This is a genomic window from Elioraea thermophila (ex Habib et al. 2022), assembly GCF_003336755.1.
In the GTDB taxonomy this organism is placed as follows: domain Bacteria; phylum Pseudomonadota; class Alphaproteobacteria; order Acetobacterales; family Acetobacteraceae; genus Elioraea; species Elioraea thermophila.
In genome coordinates, this window is record NZ_QMDI01000005.1 from 86,878 (window position 1) to 108,396 (window position 21,519).

Genomic DNA, 21,519 nt, shown 5'->3' on the forward strand with positions numbered 1-21,519 from the left:
GGCTTACGACTCCTCCTCGATCGGCGGGGGTTCATGCACGCGGACAGGCGGGAGCGGGCCCCGCCAGCGTTCGATCTCGACCAGACAGGAATGGGCGACCGGGCCCTGGCCGAGGCGCGAGGTTCCTTCGTCGCGGGTCAGCACGTTCGGATTGCCGTGCACACAGAGCGAGCCCGGCACGCCGGGCTCGAGCGGGTCGAACCAGGCGCCCGTCGCCATCGCCACCACGCCGCGCATGAGGCCCTCGTCGAACACCGCGCCGGCGAGGCAGGCGCCGCGGTCGTTGAACACGCGCACGACATCGCCCGCGGCGATGCCGCGCGCCGCGGCATCCTCGGGATGGATTCGGATCGGCTCGCGCCCGGCGACCTTGGCGGCGAGGCTGACCCGGCCCGGGTCGCCCTGCCCGTGCAGCCGCGTGGCGGGCTGGTCGGTGAGAAGATGCAGCGGGTAGCGGGCGGCGGCCGGTGCGCCGAGCCACTCGCGTGGTTCCTTCCACACCGGGTGGCCGGGGCAGTCGTCGTAGTCGAAGCCGGCGATCGTTTCGGAGAAGAGCTCGACCTTGCCGGACGGCGTGGCGAGAGGTTCCGCGTAGGGATCGTTCCGGAACCCCTCGAACAGGACGAAGGGGCGCGCCGGCGGGTCGAACTCGAGGAAGCCCCGATCCCAGAAGCCGTCGAAATCGGGCGTCTCCAGCCCCGCTTCGCGCCAGCCGCGGCGCGCCGTCTCGTAGAGGTGAGCGAGCCAGGCGCGCTCGTCGCGCTGTTCGGTGAAGCGCTCGCGCACGCCGAAGGCTTCGGCGATGTCGGCGAGCATCGCCCAGTCGTCGCGGGCCTGGCCCTGCGGCGGCACCGCCCGTTTCATGGCGAGAACGAAGCGGTCGCGCGAGGAGGCGGCGATGTCGTTGCGCTCGAGCGTGGTCGTCGCCGGCAGCACGATGTCGGCGTGGCGGGCGAGCGGCGTCCACCACGGCTCCTGCACGATGATGGTGTCGGGCTTGGCCCAGGCGCGCAAAAGCCGGTTCAGGTCCTGGTGGTGGTGGAAGGGGTTGCCGCCCGCCCACCAGATCAGCCGGATGTCTGGGTAGGTGAGGGTGCGGCCATTGTAGTCGTAGGGCTCGCCCGGCCGCTCCAGCATGTCGGTGAGGCGGGCGACGGGGATGAACAGGCCCAAGGGGTTGCGCCCCGGCGAGAGGGCGGGAACGGGCAGCTCCTGGCGCGGGTTGCCGACCCCGTTGATCGAGCCGTAGCCGAAGGCGAAGCCGCGGCCGGGCAACCCGATGCCGCCCGTGATCGCGGCGAGCGCCACCACCATCCAGAACGGCTGTTCGCCCCAGTCCGCCCGCTGCAACGACCAGGTGGCGGTGATCATGCTCGGTTCGCGCGCGATCATCCGTGCCACCTCGGCGATATGCGCCGCCGGCACCCCCGTGATCGCCTCCGCCCAGGCGGGCGTTTTCGCCACACCGTCAGGCTCGCCGAGGATGTAGGCGCGGAGTTTCGGCCACCCCGTGCAGTGGGTGGCGAGGAAGTCTCGATCCTCCAACCCCTCGGCGACGATGACGTTCGCGGCGGCGAGCATGAAGGCGGTGTCGGTGCCGGGGCGGATGGGGATCCACTCGGCCCCGAGGAAGGCCGGTGTGGGGCCGCGGTCGGGGGAGACGTTGAGGATCTTGAGTCCCGATCGCGCGAGTTCGGCCAGCCGAAGCCGGTACTGGCCCTCGCCCGCTCCGCCGGCGCAGACCTCGCCGTTCTTCAGCGGCAGGCCCCCGAAGCAGAGCAGCACGCGAGCGTGGGCGAGGACGGAGGGCCAATCGGTGGCTGGGCCCTGGACGCAGTCGTTGGTGCCGACGACGTGCGGCATCAGGGTCATGCCGGCGGCGTAGGAGTAGTTGGTCACCTGGCCCACGTAGCCGCCGATCAGCGCGAGGAAGCGCTGCAGCTGCGTCCGCGCATGATGGAACCGCCCGGCTGAGGCCCAGCCATAGGAGCCGCCGAAGATCGCGGCGTTGCCGTGGGCGGCCCGCACGCGCGCCACCTCCTCGGCGACGAGGCGGATCGCGCGATCCCAGGAGACCGGCACGAAGGGATCGCCGCCGCGCGGGCAGCCGGCGCGACGCCCCGCGAGCCAGCCCTTGCGCACGTAGGGGCGATCGATGCGCGCGCGCGCATGCACGAGGTCGGGCACGGACTCGATCAACCGCCCCGGGGCGCGGTCGCGGCGGAAGGGGCGCACGCCGACGACGCGGCCCGCTTCGACCAGGGCCTCGAAGGCGCCCCAATGCGCCGCGTGCGGCACGGCGATGGCCATCGCGCAGTTACCCCCCGTTCGCTTCTGCCACCCTGTCGTGACTTAGCGCGGGTCTGCCTTCAGCGCGAGGGCGTCAGGCGGCGGGGCTGACGTAGCCGCCATGGCCGAGGACGAAGCGTCCCGCCCCGGCGGGGCTGCGGCCCGCGATCAGGCTGGGGGGAATGCCGGCGAGCACGCGCAGCATGTCGGCCTGCACGGTTCGGTTCCGCCGGCCGTAGAAGTGGTGGGTGTCATCGCCGGTCCCGATCACCACGGCACCGACGTCCACCGCCTCCACGGTCGCCACACCGGGGTCGCGCAAAGGGCCACGCTGGCCGAGGCGGAACCCGGCGAAGCGGAAGCGCACCGGGTTCGACCGCAGCTTCTGGCTGAGCTGCAGAGCACCGTCGCGCTCGCAATGATAGACGACCGTGCGGGGCACAAGCTCGGGCAGGCGTCGCAAGCCACCCTCGCGACCGAAGGCGTCCGCCTCGATGTCTGCCCCCGTGCTCAGCACGACGTCGATCCCCCCCGGAAAGTCGAGGGCGGACAGCGCGGAGGCAAGAACGGCATGGCCGAGGCTCTGCACCATGAGAACCAGCCGCGGGGCGGCGCCGAGAGGTCGCGCCGCGGCCACCTCCGCGAGCACGTCGACAAGAAGGTTCACCGCGCGACGCAGGGCCTCGCCCGACCGCTCGGCGTCCTTGACGTCGCTCCAATAGGCGCGCGTGCCGAGCACGCCGTCCGAGGGCCAGGTGAACACCGTCGGCACGAGGGGGCGAGGCCGTTCCTCCTCGGGCATGGCGCGACGGATCGCCTCGAGGTTCACCGCAATCCGCGCGGTGAGGGCGAGCGCCTCGGCGAAGCCCGTCTGGAAGCCGTGCACGTAGAGGAGAAGGTCGTGCGTCGCCGCCTCGCCCTGGCCGCCGAGCAGCCGCTGCAGACGCGCCGAGAGTTCCGTGCTGCCGAGCACGCCGGCGCCCGGGTCCTCGGCGAACACGCCCAGCGCGTGGCGGCCGGTCGGCACGTCGTGCGACCACGACGCCGCGAGCCCGGCGAAGCGTGCGGCGCCGAAGCGGAGTTCCGCCCCATCGCCGTTGAGGGCCGTGCCGAAGCCGTCGGGACGGACGGGGTCGCCGACCGGGTTGCGGTTGGTGGCGAAGAAGACCGTGAGATCCCCGCCGCCCCCTGCGCTGCCTTTCCTGCGCGGCCTGGCCGCCGATGACGCCGTGCGGGCCATGCGTGCGTTCTCCCCTTCTGGTCGGATCGCACTCCCCGTCCCTATAGTGGCGCCGGCCTCAAGGAGACGACAATGACCTCGCTTCCCCGCCCCAACAGCCCGGCCGCCCGCGACATCGCCTCCGTGCTCCACCCCTACACGGATCTCGAGGCGCACCTGCGCACCGGCCCCCTCGTCATCACCCGCGGCAAGGGGGTGCGGGTGTGGGACGATGCGGGGCGCGAGTACATCGACACCCTCGCCGGGCTGTGGTGCGCCGCCTTGGGCTTCGACAACGAACGCCTCATCGAGGCGGCGGTGCGGCAGATGCGCGCCCTGCCCTTCTACCACGCCTTCGGTGGGCGGTCGCATCCGCCGATGATCGAGCTCGCCGAGATGCTGCTCGCCCGAGCCCCCGTACCGATGAGCCGCGTGTTCTTCGCCAATTCCGGTTCGGAGGCGAACGATACCGCGATCAAGATGATCTGGTACGCGAACAACGCCTGGGGGCGGCCCGAGAAGAAGAAGATCATCGGCCGGGTGCGCGGCTATCACGGCATCACCATCGCCGCCGGCTCCGTCACCGGGCAGACGATCAATCACAAGGCCTTCGACCTGCCGCTGCCCGGCTTCCTGCACCTCCGCTGCCCGACCTTCTACCACGAGGGGCTGCCGGGCGAGACGGAGGAGCAGTTCAGCCTGCGCCTTGCCGAGGAGCTGGAGGCGCTGATCCTGCGCGAGGGGCCGGAGACGATCGCGGCGATGTTCGCCGAACCCGTGCAGGGTGCCGGCGGCGTGGTCATCCCACCGCGCGGCTACTTCGAGGCGATCCAGCCCATCCTGCGCAAGTACGACATCCTGCTGGTCGCCGATGAGGTGATCTGCGGCTTCGGCCGCACCGGCAACTACTGGGGCAGCGAGACCTTCGGCCTCGAGCCGGACATCCTCGTCTGCGCCAAGGCGCTCTCCAACGCCTACCTGCCGATCTCGGCGGTGATGGTGAACGACCGCATCTTCCAGGCGCTGGCGAAGCAGAGCCACGAGATCGGCACCTTCGGGCACGGCTTCACCTATTCGGGCCATCCCGTGCCGGCGGCGGTCGCGGTGGAGACTCTGAAGATCTATGACGAGATCGACATCGTCGGCCATGTGCGCGAGGTGGGGCCCTACTTCCAGGCGCAGCTGCGCGAACGTTTCGCCGACCACCCGCTGGTGGGAGAGGTGCGCGGGGTTGGGTTGATCGCGGGCGTGGAGCTGGTGGAGGACAAGGAGACCCGGCGCAACTTCGCGCCTGCGCGCAAGATCGGGGCGCGCTTCGTCAAACACGCGGAGGAGCGTGGCCTGATCTGCCGCGCCATGGTGCTGGACACCATCGGTTTCTCCCCCCCGCTGATCATCACGCGGGCGGAGATCGACGAAATGCTCGACCGCTTCGGCCGTGCGCTCGACGATCTCGCCGTGGCGCTCGCGACGGAGCGCGAAGCGACGCTGGCGTGAGCGCCGAGGGGGGCGGTCGCGCTCGCCACGACGTGAGGCCGGCGTCCGAGGGCAGTTGCCCTCGCTAACGCGCGCTTAAGGGTTCCTGTCGATCCTGCGCCGCGCCGTGAAGGCATGCGAGGGGGCGACCATGCGCGTGTTTCGAAACCTGCCGATCGCCGGCAAGCTCGCAGTGTCGGGCGCCGTCACCCTCGGCCTGGTGGCCGTGCTCGTGGTGCAGACCATGCGCGGCCTCGACCGGATAGCGAGCGCGGATCAGCGTCAGAGCGGCGCCGTCGCCAACGAGATCGCCGTGCGCGAGGCGATCGCCGCCCTCCTGCAGATGCCGACCTTCAACCGGGATGCCCAGATGGCGCAGGATGCGCGCGCCGTCGAGGCGGCGGTCGCCCGCGCGTCGGAGGCGGCGAACCGGGCGCTGGCTGCCCTGGGCCGGCTTCACGGCGACGAGGGTGAGGAGGCGCTACGTCGTCGCCTCTCTGAGGCGCAGACCGCCATCGTCGCCTATCGCGACGCCATCGCCACCATGGGCGAGATCCGCAAGCGCCTTCTCTCCGCCCGCGACGAGGCCTTCCTGCCGGCGACCGACCGCTTCCGCGACCGCGTGACGCAGGTCGAGACCGCGATCTGGCTCGAGGGCATGGACACGGTTGCGGAGAACGACGCGCGCGCGAAGCTTGTCGAGCTCGGGGAGGCGGCGGCCGATCTGCGCATCGCCGTGCTGCGCTATCTGGCCACGGACGAGGCAACGCAGCGCAACGCCATGCAGGCCGCGATCGCCCTCGGCCACACATCACTGCGGCCGCTACTCAATGCGCCGGTCTCGGCCTCCTTCCGCGACCAGGTGCTTGCCCTGCAGCAGGCCTTCGCCGAACTCGGCGCAACCGCGAGTCAGCTCGCCGGCTTCACCGCGCAGATGGCCGTCCACCAGAGCGAAGGCACGGGCCCAGCACGGGCGACGGCGGAGCGTCTCCTCAGCGCGCTGGTCGAGAGCTACGCCGCGATCCAGGCGGAGGCGAAGGCGCAAGCGGCGAGCGAGACCGCGGCCGTCGAGCGACAGCTCATGCTGGTGGGACTCGCCATCGCCCTCACCCTTGTCGTCTCCGGGGTGGTGACCGCCTTTGCCATCGCCTCGCCGCTGCAGCGGATGACGGCGACGCTTGATCGCATCGCCGAGGGCGACACCTCCGTCGCGGTCGGGTTCTCCGGCCGTCGCGACGAGATCGGCCGCATCGCCGCCGCGACGGAGCGCCTGCGCGCGGAAGCCGAGCGGGCCTTCCTGCAGAGCCAGATCCTCGACCAGCTGCCGCAGCCGGTGATGGTGGCCGATCCGAAGGACGACTTCCGCATCTCCTATCTCAACCAGGCCACGCGCGAGACCCTTGCCGCAGTCGAACACCTTCTCCCGGTGAAGGTCGACGCGCTGATCGGCCAGAGCGTCGACATCTTCCACCGTGACCCGCAGCGCGTGCGGCGGATCCTCGCCGACCCGGCCAACCTCCCGCATAAGGCGCGGATCCGGCTCGGCCCGGAGACGATGAAGCTTTCCATCAGTCCCGTTCGGAATCGCAACGGTGCCTATGCCGGCGCGCTCCTCAACTGGGAGCTGATCACGCGGGAAGTCCGCCTCGCCGACGAACTCGAGGCGAACGTGGGCTCGGTGGCGAAGAGCGTGCTCGGCGCTGCCCAGTCCATGCGCGCCTCGGCCGAGACCCTGACCCAGGTCGCCTCCGAGACGGGCAAGCGGACGGTCGCGGTCGCCGCTGCCACCGATCAGGCGAGCACGAACGTGCAGACGGTCGCCGCCTCGGCCGAGGAACTCGCCGCCAGCGTGCGCGAGATCGCCCGCCAGGTGCAGGAGAGCACGACGATTGCGGCGGAGGCGGTGGCCCAGGCGCAGGCGACCGACGAGACGGTGAAGGGGCTCGCGGAAGCGGCCTCGCGGATCGGCGACGTGGTGCGCCTGATCGGCGACATCGCGGGGCAGACGAACCTGCTTGCCCTCAACGCCACCATCGAAGCAGCACGGGCCGGTGAGGCGGGCAAGGGCTTCGCCGTTGTTGCCTCCGAGGTGAAGAACCTGGCCAGCCAGACCGCCAAGGCGACGGAGGAAATCGCGACCCAGATCACCGCCATGCAGGGGGTGACCGAACAGGCCGTCTCCGCCATCCGTGCCATTGCAGCAACGATCCGGCGCATGGAGGCGATCGCCACCTCCATCGCCGCCGCCGTGGACCAGCAGGGCGCGGCGACGGCAGAAATCGCGCGCAGCGTGCAGCAGGCGGCCGCCGGCACCGCCGAGATCGCCGGCACCATCGGCTCGGTCAGCCGCGCCATCGAACAGGCGGGAGGCGAGGCGGTGCAGGTGCTGGAAGCGGCAAACGGCCTGAACGCCGAAGCGTCGAAGCTGACCGCCGAGGTCGATCGCTTCCTCGCCGGCATGCGCGCGGCCTGAGGGGGTTCTGCTCGGACGCTGCGGAGCACGACGGCAGGCCGGGACACGCTCCGGCGAGGGCGCGTTCGGTGCTGCGGGTCTGATCGGCGCGACGCGGCAGCGACCGATCGGAACCGGCAGGCTCCGGTACGCCCGTCACGCCACCCGATCGGGCGGATCAGCGCCGGCGAAGAACGCATCGAGGTTGTCGAGGGCACGAAACCCCATCGCGTCCCGGGTCTCCACCGTCGCACTGCCGAGGTGCGGCAGAAGCACGACGTTCGGCAGGTCGAGATAGCCCGGGTGAAGCGCCGGCTCGCCGTCGTAGACGTCGAGCCCGGCATACGCCACGTGCCCTGAGCGCAAGGCCGCGATCAGCGCGGCATCGTCGACCAAACTTCCCCGCCCGGTGTTCACCACGATGGCACCGCGCGGCAGCAAGGCGATCCGCTCGGCATTCAGCCAATGCCGCAGCGCTTCGCTGCCCGGGGCGGTGAGCGCGAGGATGTCGATCGCGCTCAGCATCGACTCCGCCTCCGCATGATGGATCGCGCCCTCCTCCAGAGCGGGGTCGAGCCGCCGCCGATTGTGGTAGTGCACCTCCATCCCGAGGCCGCGCGCCATCCGCGCCAGCGCCCGGCCGATCCGCCCCATGCCGAGGATGCCGAGCCGCTTGCCGCTGACGCGCAGGCCAAGGAGCTGCGTCGGCGTCCAGCCCTGCCATGCCCCCGAACGCACCAGCCGCTCGCCTTCGCCGAGCCGGCGTGCGGCGGCGAGGATGAGGGCGAGCGTCAGTTCGGCGGTCGCCTCCGTCAGCACATCGGGCGCGTTGGTGACGACGAGCCCTCGCCCCCGCGCCGCTTCGAGGTCGATGTGATCGGTGCCGGCGGAGAAGGTGGCGAGGATGCGCACGCTTGGCGGCATCGCCGCGATCGTCGCCCCATCGAACACGTCACCCGGCGCGCACAGCACCGCCTGCGGGTTTGCCTGCGCCAGGGCCGCAATCAGCCGCTCGCGCGGCCACGGCAGATCCCCCGGCTCCGGCCCGACCAGGGCGTAGTCGCGCCGCGCCCGCGCCATCACGTTCGGCGGCAGGCGTCGCGTCAGCAGGAGGTTGGTCTTGGCCTGCGGCTGCATGCGAAGTCTCGACGCTGTGGGATAGGCGCCGCATGCCAGGGGCATACCCGCCTGTCCAGCGTCCCTCCCTTGCGGGCCGCCCTCCGACGGCTACGATCCGGCGCATCGACGAGGGAGACGGGATGGATCTCGGGCTGAACGGTCGGCGCGCGCTGGTGCTCGGCGCCTCGCGCGGACTGGGACGGGCGATCGCGACCGCGCTGGCGGCGGAAGGTGCGGCGGTGGCGCTGGCGAGCCGCAACCGCGAGGCCCTCGCCGCCCTCGCCGCCGATCTCTCGGCGCGGCACGGCGTGGCGGCGCACGCCATCGTTGCCGACGTCGCGGACGAGGCGCGCATGGACGTGCTGGCGGAAGAGGCCGTGTTGCGCCTGGGCGGTGTGGACATCCTGGTGCTCAACCACGGCGGGCCTCCGGTCGGGCCCGCCCTCGAGCTCTCGCTCGAGGCGCTGAAAGAGCAGTTCGCGCGCATGGTGGTCGCCCCGATCCGGCTCGCCATGCGTCTGTTGCCCGGCATGCGCGACCGCCGTTGGGGCCGCATCCTCACCATCGGCTCCTCGGGCATGATCCAGCCGCTGCCGAACATGGTGCTGTCCAACACGCTGCGCGGCGCGATCGTAGGCTGGAACAAGACGCTCGCCGCCGAGGTCGCGGCGGAGGGCATCACCTGCAATATCCTTGCCCCAGGCGCGATCGAAACCGACCGCCTGCGCGAGACCGCCGGTTTCGAAGCGAAGCGCACCGGAGCGAGCCTCGACGAGGTGCTGGCGAAGCGTGCCGCCACCATTCCCGCCGGCAGGCTCGGCCGGCCGGAGGAGTTCGGCGCCGTCGCCGCCTTCCTCGCCTCGGACCGCGCCGCCTACATCACCGGCAGCATCGTCCGCGTCGACGGCGGGCTGATCCGCTGCGTCTGAAGCACCGATCGCTCACGCCCCGTGCGCCCCAACCTCTCGCCGGACATCGCGCTTGCGGAACGTTTTCTCGCCGATCTCGCCGCGCGCACCCATGACGGGGTGGGGATCACGCGCGAGGCCTACGGGCCCGGCGAGCGCATCGCGCACGCGCTCTTCCGCTCCCATGCCGCCTCGCTCGGCCTCGCGCTCTCGACCGACCACGTCGGCAATCTCTACGCCACGCTGGCGGGAACGGATCGTTCGCTTCCCGCGATCATCATCGGCTCGCATCTCGATTCCGTTCCCCGCGGCGGCAACTACGACGGCGCGGCCGGTGTCGCGGCAGGTCTCGCCGTGCTCGCCGGCTTCGTCCGCGCGGGGTTCGCGCCGGCCCGCGATCTCACCGTGATGGCGATCCGCGCCGAGGAAGCCGGCGCCTGGTTCCCCACCTCCTATCCGGGCAGCCGCGGCGCCCTGGGCCTCCTACGCGCCGAGGAGCTCGACATCCGTCGCCGCGACAGTGGGCGCAGCCTCGCCGAGCACATGGCCGAGGAGGGGTTCGACCCGGAGGCAGTGCGCGGCGGGCGCGCCCATCTCGCCCGCGACCGCGTCGCCGCCTTCGTCGAACTGCACATCGAACAGGGCCCGGTGCTGGAGGCGGAAGGCATCCCCGTCGGCATCGTCACCGGCATCCCCGGCTCGCGACGGCTGCGCTCCGCCCGCGTCTTCGGCCGCTACGACCATTCCGGCGCGACCCCGCGGCGGTATCGGGCGGATGCCGCGATCGCCGCGGCCGAACTCGCTTATCGCCTCGACCTCGCCTGGGAACGGATGGAGCAGGAGGGCAAGGAGCTCGTCTGCACCTTCTGCGTGCTTGCCACCGCCCCCGAGGCGGGCTTCACCAAGATCGCGGGCGAAGCGCGGTTCGAACTCGATGTCCGTTCGGTCGAGCTTGCGCACTGCGACGCCCTCTTCGCCGAACTGCATGCCCTGGTCGCCGAGATCGAAACCCGCCGCAAGGTCCGTTTCGAACTCGGAGCGGAAACCGGCTCCCGCCCCGCCCTGATGGACCCGGCGATCCGGGCCGGCCTCGCCCGCGCCGCGGAACGTCTCGGCATCCCCCACCGCATGATGCCTTCGGGCGGAGGGCACGACGCGGCGGCCTTTGCCAGCGCCGGCATTCCCGCCGGCATGCTGTTCGTGCGCAACCAGAACGGCAGCCACAACCCCGACGAGGCGATGCGCATGGAGGATTTCGCGCAGGCCTGCGCCGTGCTGCAGGCTTGGCTCGCGGAGGCTGCGGCGTGAGCGTTCGGCTCGCCGTCGACATCGGCGGCACCTTCACCGATTTCGCCCTCGAAACGCCGACCCGGCGGCTGACCGCCAAGGTGCTGACCACGCCGGCCGAACCGGAGCGCGCCGTGCTCGAGGGCACCGCGCGCATCCTGGCCGAAGCGGGGCTCGCGCCGGCCTCGCTCGACCTCGTCGTGCACGGCACCACGCTTGCGACCAACGCCATCATCGAACGCAAGGGCGCGAAGGTGGCCTTCCTCACCACGGAAGGCTTCCGCGACGTGCTCGCGATGGGCACCGAGTCGCGCTACGACCAGTACGACCTGCAGATCGACCTTCCCGAACCGCTCGTTCCGCGCCGCCTTCGCCTGCCCGTGCGGGAACGGCTCGATCGGGCGGGACGCGTGCTCGTCCCGCTCGACGAGGAGGGCGTGCGCGCTCTGATTCCCCTCTTGCGGGCGGAGGGCGTGGAGGCGGTTGCGGTGGGGTTCCTGCACGCCTTCGTCGATCCGCGCCATGAGCGGCGCGTGCGCGAGATTCTGCACGAGGCCTGGCCCGACCTGCCGGTCAGCCTCTCCTCCGAAGTGAGCCCGGAGATGCGCGAGTACGAGCGCTTCTCCACCACGGTGGCGAACGCCTACGTGCAGCCGCTGATGGACCGCTACCTCGCGCGGCTCGAGGAGGGCTTGCGCGCGATCGGGGCGCGCGCGCCCCTGCTGATGATGCTCTCCTCGGGGGGCTTGTGCAGCGTTCAGACGGCGCGGCGCTTCCCGGTGCGCCTGGTCGAGAGCGGGCCCGCTGGCGGCGCTCTCTTCGCCGCCGCGATCGCGCGCGAGGCCGACCTCACCCGCGTGCTCTCCTACGACATGGGTGGGACGACGGCGAAGGTCTGCCTGATCGACGACTTCCGTCCGCACACCACGCGCGCCTTCGAGGTCGCGCGCGTCGGGCGCTTCAAGAAGGGTTCGGGCCTGCCCTTGCGCATCCCGGTGGTGGAGATGGTGGAGATCGGTGCCGGTGGGGGGTCGATCGCGCGCGTCGATTCGCTCGGCCGCATCGCGGTCGGGCCGGACAGCGCGGGGGCGGATCCCGGTCCCGCCTGCTACGGCCGCGGCGGAGACCGACCGACCGTGACGGACGCCAATCTTCTGCTCGGCCGCTACGATCCTGACCGTTTCGCCGGGGGCCGCCTCGCCCTGCACCGCGACCGCGCCGAAGCCGCGATGGCCCGCGACGTCGCGGTCCCGCAAGGGATCGATATCGCAACGGCTTCGGTCGGCGTGGTCGAGATCGTCGACGAGGCGATGGCGAACGCAGCGCGCGTGCATGCGATCGAAGCGGGCACCGCGCTCGAGGGGCGAACGCTGATCGCCTTCGGCGGTGGCGGGCCGGTGCACGCCGCGCGCGTGGCGGAGAAGATCGGCATCGACTCGGTGCTCGTCCCGCCCGGCGCAGGCGTGGGCAGCGCGATCGGCTTCCTGCGCGCCCCCGTGGCCTACGAGGTGGTGCGCAGCCTCTACCAGCGCCTTGCTTCGCTCGACCTCGCCCGCGTCAATGCGCTGTTCGCGGAGATGCGCGGCGAGGCGGAGACGATCCTCGCGCAAGGGGCGCCGGGCCGGGAGGCAGAGGAGGAGCGGGTCGCCTTCATGCGCTATGTCGGCCAGGGCCACGAGATCGCGGTCGCCCTGCCGGCGCGCGCCCTTGTTCAGGATGACATCGGAACGATCCGCGCCGCCTACGACCGCGCCTACGCCGCGACCTACGACCGCCCGGTGCCCGGGACGGACGTCGAGATCCTCGCCTTCGCCTTGCGCCTCGCCGCACCTGCCGACCCGCCGCCTCCGCTCTCCCCCGCCGGCGGCGGCGCCGCCACCGAACCGACGACGCGCCCCGTGCGCGACACGACGAGCGGCCTCGTTTCGCCTTGGGCCATCCATGACCGCTCCGCCCTCGGCCCCGGCGCGGAGATCGCGGGGCCCGCCATCATCGCCGAAGACGAGACCTCGACACTCGTCCCGCCCGGCTGGCGTGCGAGGATCGATGCACGGGGCTTCATCCGGCTTTCCCGCGAACAGGGAGCGAGGACATGAACGACGCGGTGCTGCATCGCCCTTCCTCGGCCTCCGAGGCGCTCGAGCGCATCCGCCTGCAGGTGATGTGGAACCGCCTGATCGCGGTGGTGGAAGAGCAGGCGCAGACGATGATCCGCACGGCCTTCTCCACCACCGTGCGCGAGGCGGGCGACCTTTCCGCCGGCATCTTCGACCTCGAAGGCCGCATGCTCGCCCAGGCCGTCACCGGCACGCCGGGCCATGTCAATTCGATGGCGGAATCGGTCGCGCACTTCCTGCGCGCGATCCCGCCCGAAACCATGCGCCCGGGCGATCACTACATCACCAACGACCCCTGGCTCGCCACCGGGCACCTGCACGACCTCACCGTCGTCACCCCGGCCTTCATGGACGGCCGTCTCGTCGCCCTCTTCGCCAACACCGCGCACGTGATCGATGTCGGCGGGCTCGGCATGGGGCCGGAGGGTCGGTCGGTGTTCGAGGAGGGGCTCTCCATCCCGATCGTGACATGCTTCGAGCAAGGCCGGCCGAACGAGACCTTCTTCGCCTTCCTGCGCGCCAACTCGCGCACGCCGGCCGAGCTCGAGGGCGACGTCTATTCGCTCTGTGCCTGCAACGAAGCCGGTATCCGGCGTCTTCGCGCGATGATGGAGGAGTACCGTCTCGACTCCCTCGAGCCGCTCGCCGAGGCGATCTTCGACGCTTCGCTGAAGGCGACGCTGGCCGAGATCGCGCGCCTGCCGAAGGGCACTTGGCGGGCAGAGCTCGTCTCCGACGGCTACGACGAGCCGATCACGCTCTCCGCCGCGCTCACGGTGCACGAGGACGGGATCGCGGTCGACTACGCCGGCACCTCGCCGCTCTCGTCACGGGGCATCAACGTTCCGCCGGCATACACGCGGGCCTACACCTGCTTCGGCCTGAAGGTGGTGGTGGCACCCGAGGTGCCGAACAACTGGGCGTCGCTCCTGCCCTTCCGCATCACGATCCCCCCGGGTTCGATCCTGAACGCGCCGCGGCCCTACCCGGTCTCGGTCCGCCACGTCATCGGCCAGCTCCTGCCGGACCTCATGATGGGCTGCCTTGCCCAGGCCGTGCCCGAGCGTGTGGCGGCGGAGGGTTCGTCGTCGTTGTGGAACCCGCCGCTGCGCGGGGGCTCTCAGGTGTCGGGGCCGCGCGCGGTGCTTCCCGATTTCGAGATCATCACCTTCAACTCGGGCGGCACCGGTGCGCGCTGGACGAAGGACGGGCTTTCCGCCTGCGCCTTTCCTTCAGGGGTGCGCACCATGCCGGTGGAGGCGACCGAGAACGCCGCCCCCATCGTCATCTGGCGCAAGGAACTTCGCCCCGACTCGGCCGGGGCGGGCCGCACGCGCGGCGGCTTCGGCCAGACGATGGTGATCGGTGCCGCGGAGGACGCCGAGTTCGCGGTCAACGCCATCTTCGACCGCGTGGCCAACCCACCGAGGGGCCGCTTCGGCGGCAAGGACGGCGCACCTGGCGCGGTGCTGCGCGACGACGGTGTGGTGCTGCGCACCAAGGGCTATCAGGTGATCCCCGCCGGCCGACGCCTCGTGCTGCACCTGCCGGGTGGCGGCGGCATGGGCGATCCGCGCGAGCGCGACCCCGCGCTCGTCGCGCGCGACGTGGCGGACGGGCTCGTTTCGCCGGAGGCGGCGGCGCGCGATTACGGGTTCGTCACGGACGCGGCGTGAGCGCGGCGGCGTCGTTGCGAGGGCGGCTCGAATGGGTCGCCCATGTCTGGAAGGCGGCGACCCAGCAGCATCATCGCAATCTCCTGCCGCTTCTCCGCCCTCTCCTGCCGGCGGACGGGGTCGCCTTCGACATCGGGGCCCATGCCGGGCAGTTCACCAAGTTGTTCGCTCGTCTTGCTCCCGCGGGGCGCGTCATCGCCGTCGAACCCTCGCCTTATGCACGCTCGATCCTGGAGAGGATCGTGCGCCTGCATCGCCTGCGCAACGTCATCGTCGTCCCGGTCGGACTATCGGACCGGCCGGGCGAGCTCGAGCTCGCGACCCCGATCAAGCCATCGGGCGCGGTCGGGTTCCGCTTGGCGAGTTTCGCCCCTCCGACCGGCCGGGTGCCGTGCGCCAGGACCGCGTGGCGGTGGAGACGCTGGATGGGCTGGTGGAACGGCTGGCCCTTCGCCGTCTCGACCTCATCAAGTGCGACGTCGAGGGCTGGGAGGGGCACGTGCTGCGCGGCGGCATGCACACCCTCGCCCGCTTCCGCCCCGCCATCCTCCTTGAGATCGTCACCCCCTCGCTGGCGCGCGCCGGCGACACGCCGGACACCGTCTGGTCCCTTCTTGCCCCGCTCGGCTACGCTGCAGAGCGGCTGCCGGACGGTGCACCGGTCGAAGGCTACGCCGGCGACGCCGACTCTCTGTTTCGGGCCTTGAGGTGAGCACGCTGCCATGGCCACGCTGTTCCGCTGCGACCTCGTCATCCGCAACGCCCTCGTCTTCGACGGCACCGGCGCGCCGCGCCGCCTCGCCGACGTCGCCGTCGCCGGGGATCGCATCATTGCGGTCGGCGACTGTTCGGCCACCGCGGGCTGGGTCGAGATCGACGCCGCCGGCAAGGCGCTCGCCCCGGGCTTCATCGATGCGCACGCGCACGACGACCGCGCCGTGCTCTGCGGGCCCGAGTGCCTGCACTGCAAGCTGAGCCAAGGTGTGACCACCGTCGTCGTCGGCAATTGCGGCATCTCGCTCAGCCCTCTCGTGCGCGACACGCGCCCGCCCGCCCCGCTCGACCTTCTCGGCGATGCGTCCCACTGGCGCTACGACAGCTTCGCCGAATACGCCGAGGACTTCAGCCGCCACGGCTCGGCCGTCAATGCGATCGCCTTCATCGGCCACACCACGCTCCGCGCACGCGAGATGGGTGATGCCGAGCTCGGCCGCACAGCGACCGAAGCCGAGGCCGCGCGGATGAAGGATCGTCTCGCCGAGGCGCTCCGCCAGGGCGCCTGGGGCCTCTCGACCGGGCTCTGGTACCCCCCGGCGAACGCGGCGACGACGGACGAGGTGATCGCCATCGCCGAGGCGCTGACGGAAGCGGGCGGCCTCTATGCCACCCACATGCGCGACGAAGGGGATGCGATCCTGGAGGCGATCGATGAGGCCTGCGCGATCGGTCGCGCCGCGCGCGTGCCGGTGGTGATCAGCCACTTCAAGTGCATCCAGCCGCAGAACTGGGGCCGCAGCGTCGAGACCCTCGCGCGCGTCGACGAGGCGGCGAAGCACCAGCGCGTGGCGTTCGACGTCTATCCCTACCCGGCCTCCAGCACCGTGCTGTTGCCGGAGAAGCTGCGCGACGACGTGCGGGTCGTCGTCACCTGGTCGGTGCCGCACCCGGAGATGCAAGGGCGGGATCTCGACGACATCGCGCGCGCCTGGGGCTGCACGCGACGCGAGGCAGCCGTGCGCCTGCTTCCTGCCGGCGCGATCACCTTCCAGATGAGCGAGGAGGACGTGCGGCGCATTCTCGCCCATCCGCGCGCGATGATCGGCTCGGACGGCCTGCCGCACGATTCCTTCCCGCACCCGCGCCTCTGGGGCACCTTCCCGCGCGTGCTCGGGCGCTACGCGCGCGAGGAGCGGCTCTTCTCGCTCGAGGAGGCGGTGCGCAAGATGACGGGGCTGACCGCCGAGACCTTCGGCATTCCCGATCGCGGCGTGATCCGCCCTGGCGCCTTCGCCGACCTCGTGCTGTTCGACCCCGCGACCGTGATCGACGAGGCGACCTTCGAGGAGCCCACCCGGCCGGCCGCGGGGATCGAGCAGGTGTGGGTGAACGGTGAGGCGGTGTATCGATACGGCGAAGGTCCAACGGGGGCGCGACCGGGGCGGCTTTTGAAGAACCCAAAGGCGAGGGCTTGAGAGCGAGGGGCCGATAGGCCCCTCGCGCACCCCAGGAGGGCGGCCCTCCCGAGGGTCGGGCCGCGCCCCCCGCAGGGGGCGCGGGGGACAGGCTTGTCCCCCACCCTACGCTCTCACGCTCGCCACCGTCACCGCGTTGACCAGCGGCTCGCCCTTGGCGAAGGCCTCGATGTTGGCGAGCGTCGTCTCCGCGATCGCCGCCAGCGCCTCGCGCGTGAAGAACGCCTGGTGCCCCGTCACCAGCACGTTGGGGAACATCATCAGGCGCTGCAGCACGTCATCCTTGATGATCTCGTTCGAGAGATCCTCGAAGAACAGGTCCGCCTCCTGTTCGTAGACGTCGATGGCGAGCCCGCCGAGCCGCCCTTCCTTCAACGCCTCGATCGCGGCCTCCGAGTCGATCAGCGCGCCGCGCGAGGTGTTCACCACCATCGCGCCTGGCTTGAGATCGCCGAAGCTGCGCGCGTTCAGCAGATGCCGCGTCTGCGGCGTGAGTGGGGCGTGCAGGGTGATGACGTCAGACGCGCGCAGGAGCTCCTCCCGCGCCACGTAGGTCACGCCGATCGCCTCGAGAGCCGCATCGCGCCGCACATCGGTCGCCAAGACCGTGCAGCCGAAGCCCGCGCGCAGGATCCGTGCCACGATCGCGCCGATCCGCCCCGTGCCCACCACGCCGACGGTCTTGTCGTGCAGGTCGAACCCCAGGAGACCCTCGAGCGAGAAGTTGTTCTCGCGCGTGCGCTGATAGGCGCGATGGATGCGGCGGATCAGGCTCAGCATCAGGCCGATGGTGAACTCCGCCACCGCGTGCGGCGAATAGGCCGGCACGCGCACCACCGCAATGCGGTGCGCCTCGGCGGCCACGAGATCGACGTTGTTGAAGCCCGCGCAGCGCAGCGCGATCAGCCGCACGCCGCCGCGCGCCAACCGCTCGATCACCTTCGCGTTCGCATCGTCGTTGACGAACAGGCAGACAGCGTCGAACCCGTCGGCGAGCGGCGCCGTCTCGTGCGAGAGCCTCGGCTCGAGCCAGGCGAAGTCGCACAGGCGCCCGCCGTTGCGCTCCTCGAAGCTGCGGCGGTCGTAGGGCTTGGTCGAGAACATCGCCACGCGCATCATCGGGCCTCCTTCACCGTTCGGGCATGGGGTGCCCGAAGCACGGCCTCACGCGCAACCGCGATCGGCATCCGCCCGGCTTGTCGTGTCTCGGGCGCGGCGCGATAACGCGGCGGAGGAGGAAAGGCGATGGACGGAAGCCTTGCGCGTGGCGATCCTTGGGCTGACCTGCGGGCCGAGGTCGCCAAGCTGTGCAGCCGTTTCCCCGGCGAATACTGGCGCAAGCTGGATGCCGAGCGCGCCTACCCGACCGAGTTCGTGCACGCCCTCACCGAGGCGGGCTGGCTTTCGGTGCTGATCCCGGAGGAGTACGGCGGCGCGGGCCTGCCGCTCTCCGCCGCCGCCGCCATCCTGGAGACCATCCACGCCTCGGGCTGCAACGGTGCCGCCTGCCACGCCCAGATGTACACCATGGGCACGCTTCTGCGGCACGGCTCTGCCGAACAGAAGGCGCGCTGGCTGCCCGAAATCGCCGCCGGCCGGCTTCGCCTGCAGGCCTTTGCCGTGACCGAACCCACCTCCGGCTCCGACACGACCAGCCTGCGCACCTTCGCCCGCCGCGACGGCGATGCCTGGATCGTTTCGGGGCAGAAGGTCTGGACCTCGCGGGCGGAACATTCCGACCTCATGATCCTGCTCGCGCGCACCACACCGCGCGAGCAGGTGGCGAAACGCACCGAGGGACTTTCGGTGTTTCTGGTCGACATGCGGGAGGCGGTCGGGCGCGGCCTGACCATCCGGCCCATCCGCACCATGATGAACCACAACTCCTGCGAACTGTTCTTTGACGACCTTCGCATTCCGGCCGACAGTCTGATCGGCGAGGAGGGCAAGGGTTTCCGCTACATTCTCGACGGCATGAACGCCGAGCGCCTCCTGATCGCCGCGGAGTGCATCGGTGACGCGAAATGGTTCATCGCCAAGGCGGTGGCGTATGCGAAGGAGCGCGTGGTGTTCGGCCGCCCGATCGGGCAGAACCAGGGTGTGCAGTTCCCGATCGCGCGCGCTCATGCGCAGATGCGGGCGGCGGAACTGATGGTGCGCGAAGGATGCGCGAAGTTCGAGGCGGGGGCGCCGTGCGGGGAGGAGGCGAACCTCGCCAAGCTGCTCGCCGCCGATGCCTCCTGGGCCGCCGCCGAGGCCTGCCTGCAGACCCACGGCGGCTTCGGCTTCGCGGAAGCCTACGACGTGGAGCGCAAGTTCCGCGAAACCCGGCTTTATCAGGTCGCGCCCATCAGCACCAACCTCATCCTCGCCTACATCGGCGAGCACGTGCTCGGCATGCCGCGTAGCTACTAGGAGGAACGGCGGGGGACACGCGTGTCCCCCGCGCCCCCTGCAAAGTGCGCCGCTCCCGATGGTCGCGGCGCGTGCGGCCCGACCATCGGGAGGGCCGCCCTCCCGGGGGGCGCGGGGGGCCCATCGGCCCCACGCGAACCAGACGATGAAACCCCTCTCCGGCCTTCTCGTCCTCTCCCTCGAACAGGCGGTCGCCGCCCCTTTGCTCACCTGCCGCCTGGCGGACGCCGGCGCGCGGGTGATCAAGGTCGAACGCGCCGAAGGCGACTTCGCCCGTGGCTATGACGATTACGCGCGCGGCCTCGCCTCCTACTTCGTGTGGCTCAATCGCGGCAAGGAAAGCCTGGTCGCCGACCTGAAGAACCCGAACGATCGGGCGCTCCTTCACCGCATCCTCGCCCGCGCCGACGTGTTCGTGCAGAACCTCGCCCCCGGCGCGGCCGCCCGCGCCGGTTTCGACTCGGCAACGTTGCGGGCGCGTCACCCTCGGCTGATCACCGTCGACATCTCGGGCTACGGCGAGGAAGGCCCCTACGCCGCGATGAAGGCCTACGACCTGCTCGTGCAGGCGGAATCCGGGCTCTGCTCCGTCACCGGAAGGCCCGAGGGCCCGGGCCGCGTCGGCGTTTCCGTCTGCGACATCGCCTGCGGGCTTTCGGCCTATGCCGGGGTGCTGGAGGCGCTGATCGAACGCGACCGCACCGGGCGCGGGCAGGGCCTCGCCGTCTCCCTGTTCGACGGCATGGCGGAGTGGATGACGGTGCCGCTGCTGACCTGGGAGGCGACGGGGCGGCCGCCGCCGCGGCTCGGCCTCGCGCACCCCTCCATCTGTCCCTACGGTGCCTTCGCCCTCGCCGATGGCGCCCTCGTTCTGATCTCGATCCAGAACGAGCGGGAATGGGCTGCCTTCTGCGCCGAGGTGCTGGATGAGCCCGAACTGCCGAAGCGCGAGGGCTTCGAGACCAACGTGGCGCGCGTGCGCAATCGCGCCACGGTCGATGCCTTCGTCGCCGAACGGCTCGCACGGCTCGATCGGGCCGAGGCGCGCGCCCGGCTCGATCGCGCGAAGACGGCTTATGGCTTCGTGAACGACGTCGCCGGGCTTGCCGCGCACCCAGTGCTGCGTCGCGTCGTCATCGAGACGGAAGCGGGGCCCATTGCCATCCCTGCCCCCCCGGTGCGCCGCGCCGGCGAAGCGCTTTCCTTCGGTGCGGTGCCGCGCCTCGGCGAACACACGGAGAAGATCCGCGCCGAATTCGGCGTCTGAGCGTCACGCCGCAGCCGGGGAACGCCGTTCAGCGCGTGCGGTCGGCGGCGAACTCCGCCACCGCGAGAAGCGCCCGCTTCTCAGGCCGTTCGGGGAAGAGCGCGAGTTCCGCCTTCGCCTCCTCGGCCAGGGCCTGAGCACGGCGTGCCGTTTCCGCGAAGGCACCGTGGCGGCGCATCAGCGCGATCGCGGTGTCGAGATCGCCATCACGCTGATCGAGCTCTTCGATGGTGCGACGCCAGAAGGCGCGCTCCTCCTCATCCCCCCGCGCGTAGGCGAGAAGCACCGGCAACGTCACCTTGCCCTCGCGGAAATCGTCGCCCACCGCCTTGCCGAGACGCTTCGGGTCGGCGGCGTAATCCAAGAGGTCGTCGGCGAGCTGGAACGCAAGCCCGAGCTTGAGCCCGAACCGCTCGAGCGCCTCCTCCTCCTCCCGCGGACGGTCGGCCGCGACCGCGCCGAGCCGGGCAGCGGCGGCGAACAACGCGGCGGTCTTGCCGTGGATCACCTCGAGATACCGTTCCTCGGTGGTGGCGAGATCGTTCTGCGTCATCAACTGCAGCACCTCGCCCTCCGCGATGGTGGCGGAGGCACGCGAGAGGATCCCCAACACGGCGAGTGAGCCGTCCTCCACCATCAGCTCGAACGAGCGGCTGAACAGGAAGTCGCCCACCAGCACCGAGGCCTTGTTGCCGAACACGGCGTTGGCGGAAGCAAGGCCGCGGCGGACGGCGCTCTCGTCCACCACGTCGTCGTGCAGCAGGGTGGCGGTGTGGATGAACTCCACGCAGGCGGCGAGCTTGACGTGGCGCAGGCCGCGGTAGCCGCAAAGCCGGGCGGCGGCGATCGTGAGCAGGGGTCGCAGCCGCTTGCCGCCGGCGGCGATGATGTACGCGCCGATCTTGGGGATCAGCTCGACGGGGCTCTGCATCCGCGCCACGATCAGGCGGTTGCAGGCCTCGAGATCCTCGCGCACCAGGCTGGCGAGCGCGGTCAGGGCGTCCTCGCGCGCCGCCACCGACACCGAATCCGCACCTCGTTCGGCTGCCGCCCGCACCGGCCCGTCCTTTCGCCTGCTTGACCGCCCCTGGAGACCGACGAG

At 71.1% G+C, this 21,519-nt stretch carries 15 protein-coding genes and 1 pseudogene; 11 read left to right on the forward strand and 5 right to left on the reverse strand.

All coding sequences use genetic code 11. The annotated features are described in order from the left end of the window. Positions 1-3 precede the first annotated feature (3 nt). On the reverse strand, positions 4-2,310 hold the full coding sequence (locus DWB05_RS08590) for a molybdopterin-dependent oxidoreductase (RefSeq protein WP_114376795.1): 2,307 nt from the start codon (positions 2,308-2,310) through the stop codon (positions 4-6). 73 nt (positions 2,311-2,383) lie between these two features. Next, complete coding sequence (locus DWB05_RS08595; RefSeq protein ID WP_114376796.1) at positions 2,384-3,529, reverse strand: alpha/beta hydrolase; 1,146 nt, start codon at positions 3,527-3,529, stop codon at positions 2,384-2,386. A gap of 72 nt (positions 3,530-3,601) precedes the next feature. Here DWB05_RS08595 and DWB05_RS08600 point away from each other — a divergent pair, with 72 nt between their 5' ends. Together DWB05_RS08600 and DWB05_RS15055 are read left to right on the forward strand one after the other, a co-directional pair. After that, positions 3,602-5,005, forward strand: coding sequence for an aspartate aminotransferase family protein (locus DWB05_RS08600; protein ID WP_114376797.1), 1,404 nt, complete (start codon positions 3,602-3,604; stop codon positions 5,003-5,005). Between the two features lie 130 nt (positions 5,006-5,135). After that, entirely contained in the window at positions 5,136-7,457 is a 2,322-nt protein-coding gene (locus DWB05_RS15055; protein WP_114376798.1) for a methyl-accepting chemotaxis protein, read from the forward strand. A gap of 135 nt (positions 7,458-7,592) precedes the next feature. On the opposite strand, the gene DWB05_RS08610 is transcribed toward DWB05_RS15055, so the two are convergent. Next, the gene (locus tag DWB05_RS08610; RefSeq protein WP_114376799.1) at positions 7,593-8,573 is read right to left on the reverse strand and encodes a 2-hydroxyacid dehydrogenase; all 981 of its coding nucleotides are present in this window, start codon (positions 8,571-8,573) and stop codon (positions 7,593-7,595) included. Between the two features lie 122 nt (positions 8,574-8,695). On the opposite strand from DWB05_RS08610, the gene DWB05_RS08615 reads away from it, so the two are divergent. The 7 genes and pseudogenes from DWB05_RS08615 to DWB05_RS08640 all read left to right on the forward strand — a co-directional run bounded on the left by DWB05_RS08615 (position 8,696) and on the right by DWB05_RS08640 (position 16,735). Next, complete coding sequence (locus DWB05_RS08615) at positions 8,696-9,484, forward strand: SDR family oxidoreductase (protein ID WP_114376800.1); 789 nt, start codon at positions 8,696-8,698, stop codon at positions 9,482-9,484. A 21-nt stretch (positions 9,485-9,505) separates the two neighbouring features. After that, on the forward strand, positions 9,506-10,771 hold the full coding sequence (locus tag DWB05_RS08620) for a Zn-dependent hydrolase (protein WP_114376801.1): 1,266 nt from the start codon (positions 9,506-9,508) through the stop codon (positions 10,769-10,771). After that, on the forward strand, positions 10,768-12,846 hold the full coding sequence (locus tag DWB05_RS08625; protein WP_114376802.1) for a hydantoinase/oxoprolinase family protein: 2,079 nt from the start codon (positions 10,768-10,770) through the stop codon (positions 12,844-12,846). The genes DWB05_RS08620 and DWB05_RS08625 overlap by 4 nt, the downstream gene beginning before the upstream one ends. Then, positions 12,843-14,543: a hydantoinase B/oxoprolinase family protein gene (locus DWB05_RS08630; protein WP_114376803.1), complete on the forward strand. Its 1,701-nt coding sequence runs from the start codon at positions 12,843-12,845 to the stop codon at positions 14,541-14,543. The genes DWB05_RS08625 and DWB05_RS08630 overlap by 4 nt, the downstream gene beginning before the upstream one ends. Then, positions 14,540-14,872, forward strand: a pseudogene (locus DWB05_RS15365) (FkbM family methyltransferase); the annotation flags it as partial. The gene DWB05_RS08630 and the pseudogene DWB05_RS15365, both read left to right, overlap by 4 nt. A gap of 62 nt (positions 14,873-14,934) precedes the next feature. Further along, positions 14,935-15,255 carry an FkbM family methyltransferase gene (locus DWB05_RS15220; RefSeq protein WP_157967138.1) on the forward strand — a complete coding sequence of 107 codons (321 nt, stop codon included), beginning with the start codon at positions 14,935-14,937 and terminating at the stop codon, positions 15,253-15,255. 10 nt (positions 15,256-15,265) lie between these two features. Next, the gene (locus DWB05_RS08640; protein WP_114376805.1) at positions 15,266-16,735 is read left to right on the forward strand and encodes an N-acyl-D-amino-acid deacylase family protein; all 1,470 of its coding nucleotides are present in this window, start codon (positions 15,266-15,268) and stop codon (positions 16,733-16,735) included. Positions 16,736-16,840: 105 nt separating this feature from the next. Here the strand turns inward: DWB05_RS08640 and DWB05_RS08645 are convergent, their stop codons facing one another. Then, entirely contained in the window at positions 16,841-17,854 is a 1,014-nt protein-coding gene (locus tag DWB05_RS08645; protein WP_269815566.1) for a 2-hydroxyacid dehydrogenase, read from the reverse strand. A 126-nt stretch (positions 17,855-17,980) separates the two neighbouring features. Here DWB05_RS08645 and DWB05_RS08650 point away from each other — a divergent pair, with 126 nt between their 5' ends. Further along, on the forward strand, positions 17,981-19,150 hold the full coding sequence (locus DWB05_RS08650; protein WP_114376806.1) for an acyl-CoA dehydrogenase family protein: 1,170 nt from the start codon (positions 17,981-17,983) through the stop codon (positions 19,148-19,150). 145 nt (positions 19,151-19,295) lie between these two features. Then, entirely contained in the window at positions 19,296-20,417 is a 1,122-nt protein-coding gene (locus tag DWB05_RS08655) for a CaiB/BaiF CoA transferase family protein (RefSeq protein WP_114376807.1), read from the forward strand. A gap of 28 nt (positions 20,418-20,445) precedes the next feature. On the opposite strand, the gene DWB05_RS08660 is transcribed toward DWB05_RS08655, so the two are convergent. After that, a complete protein-coding gene (locus tag DWB05_RS08660) occupies positions 20,446-21,474 on the reverse strand; it encodes a polyprenyl synthetase family protein (RefSeq protein ID WP_232818473.1) in 1,029 nt (342 codons plus the stop codon). Positions 21,475-21,519: the final 45 nt, after the last annotated feature.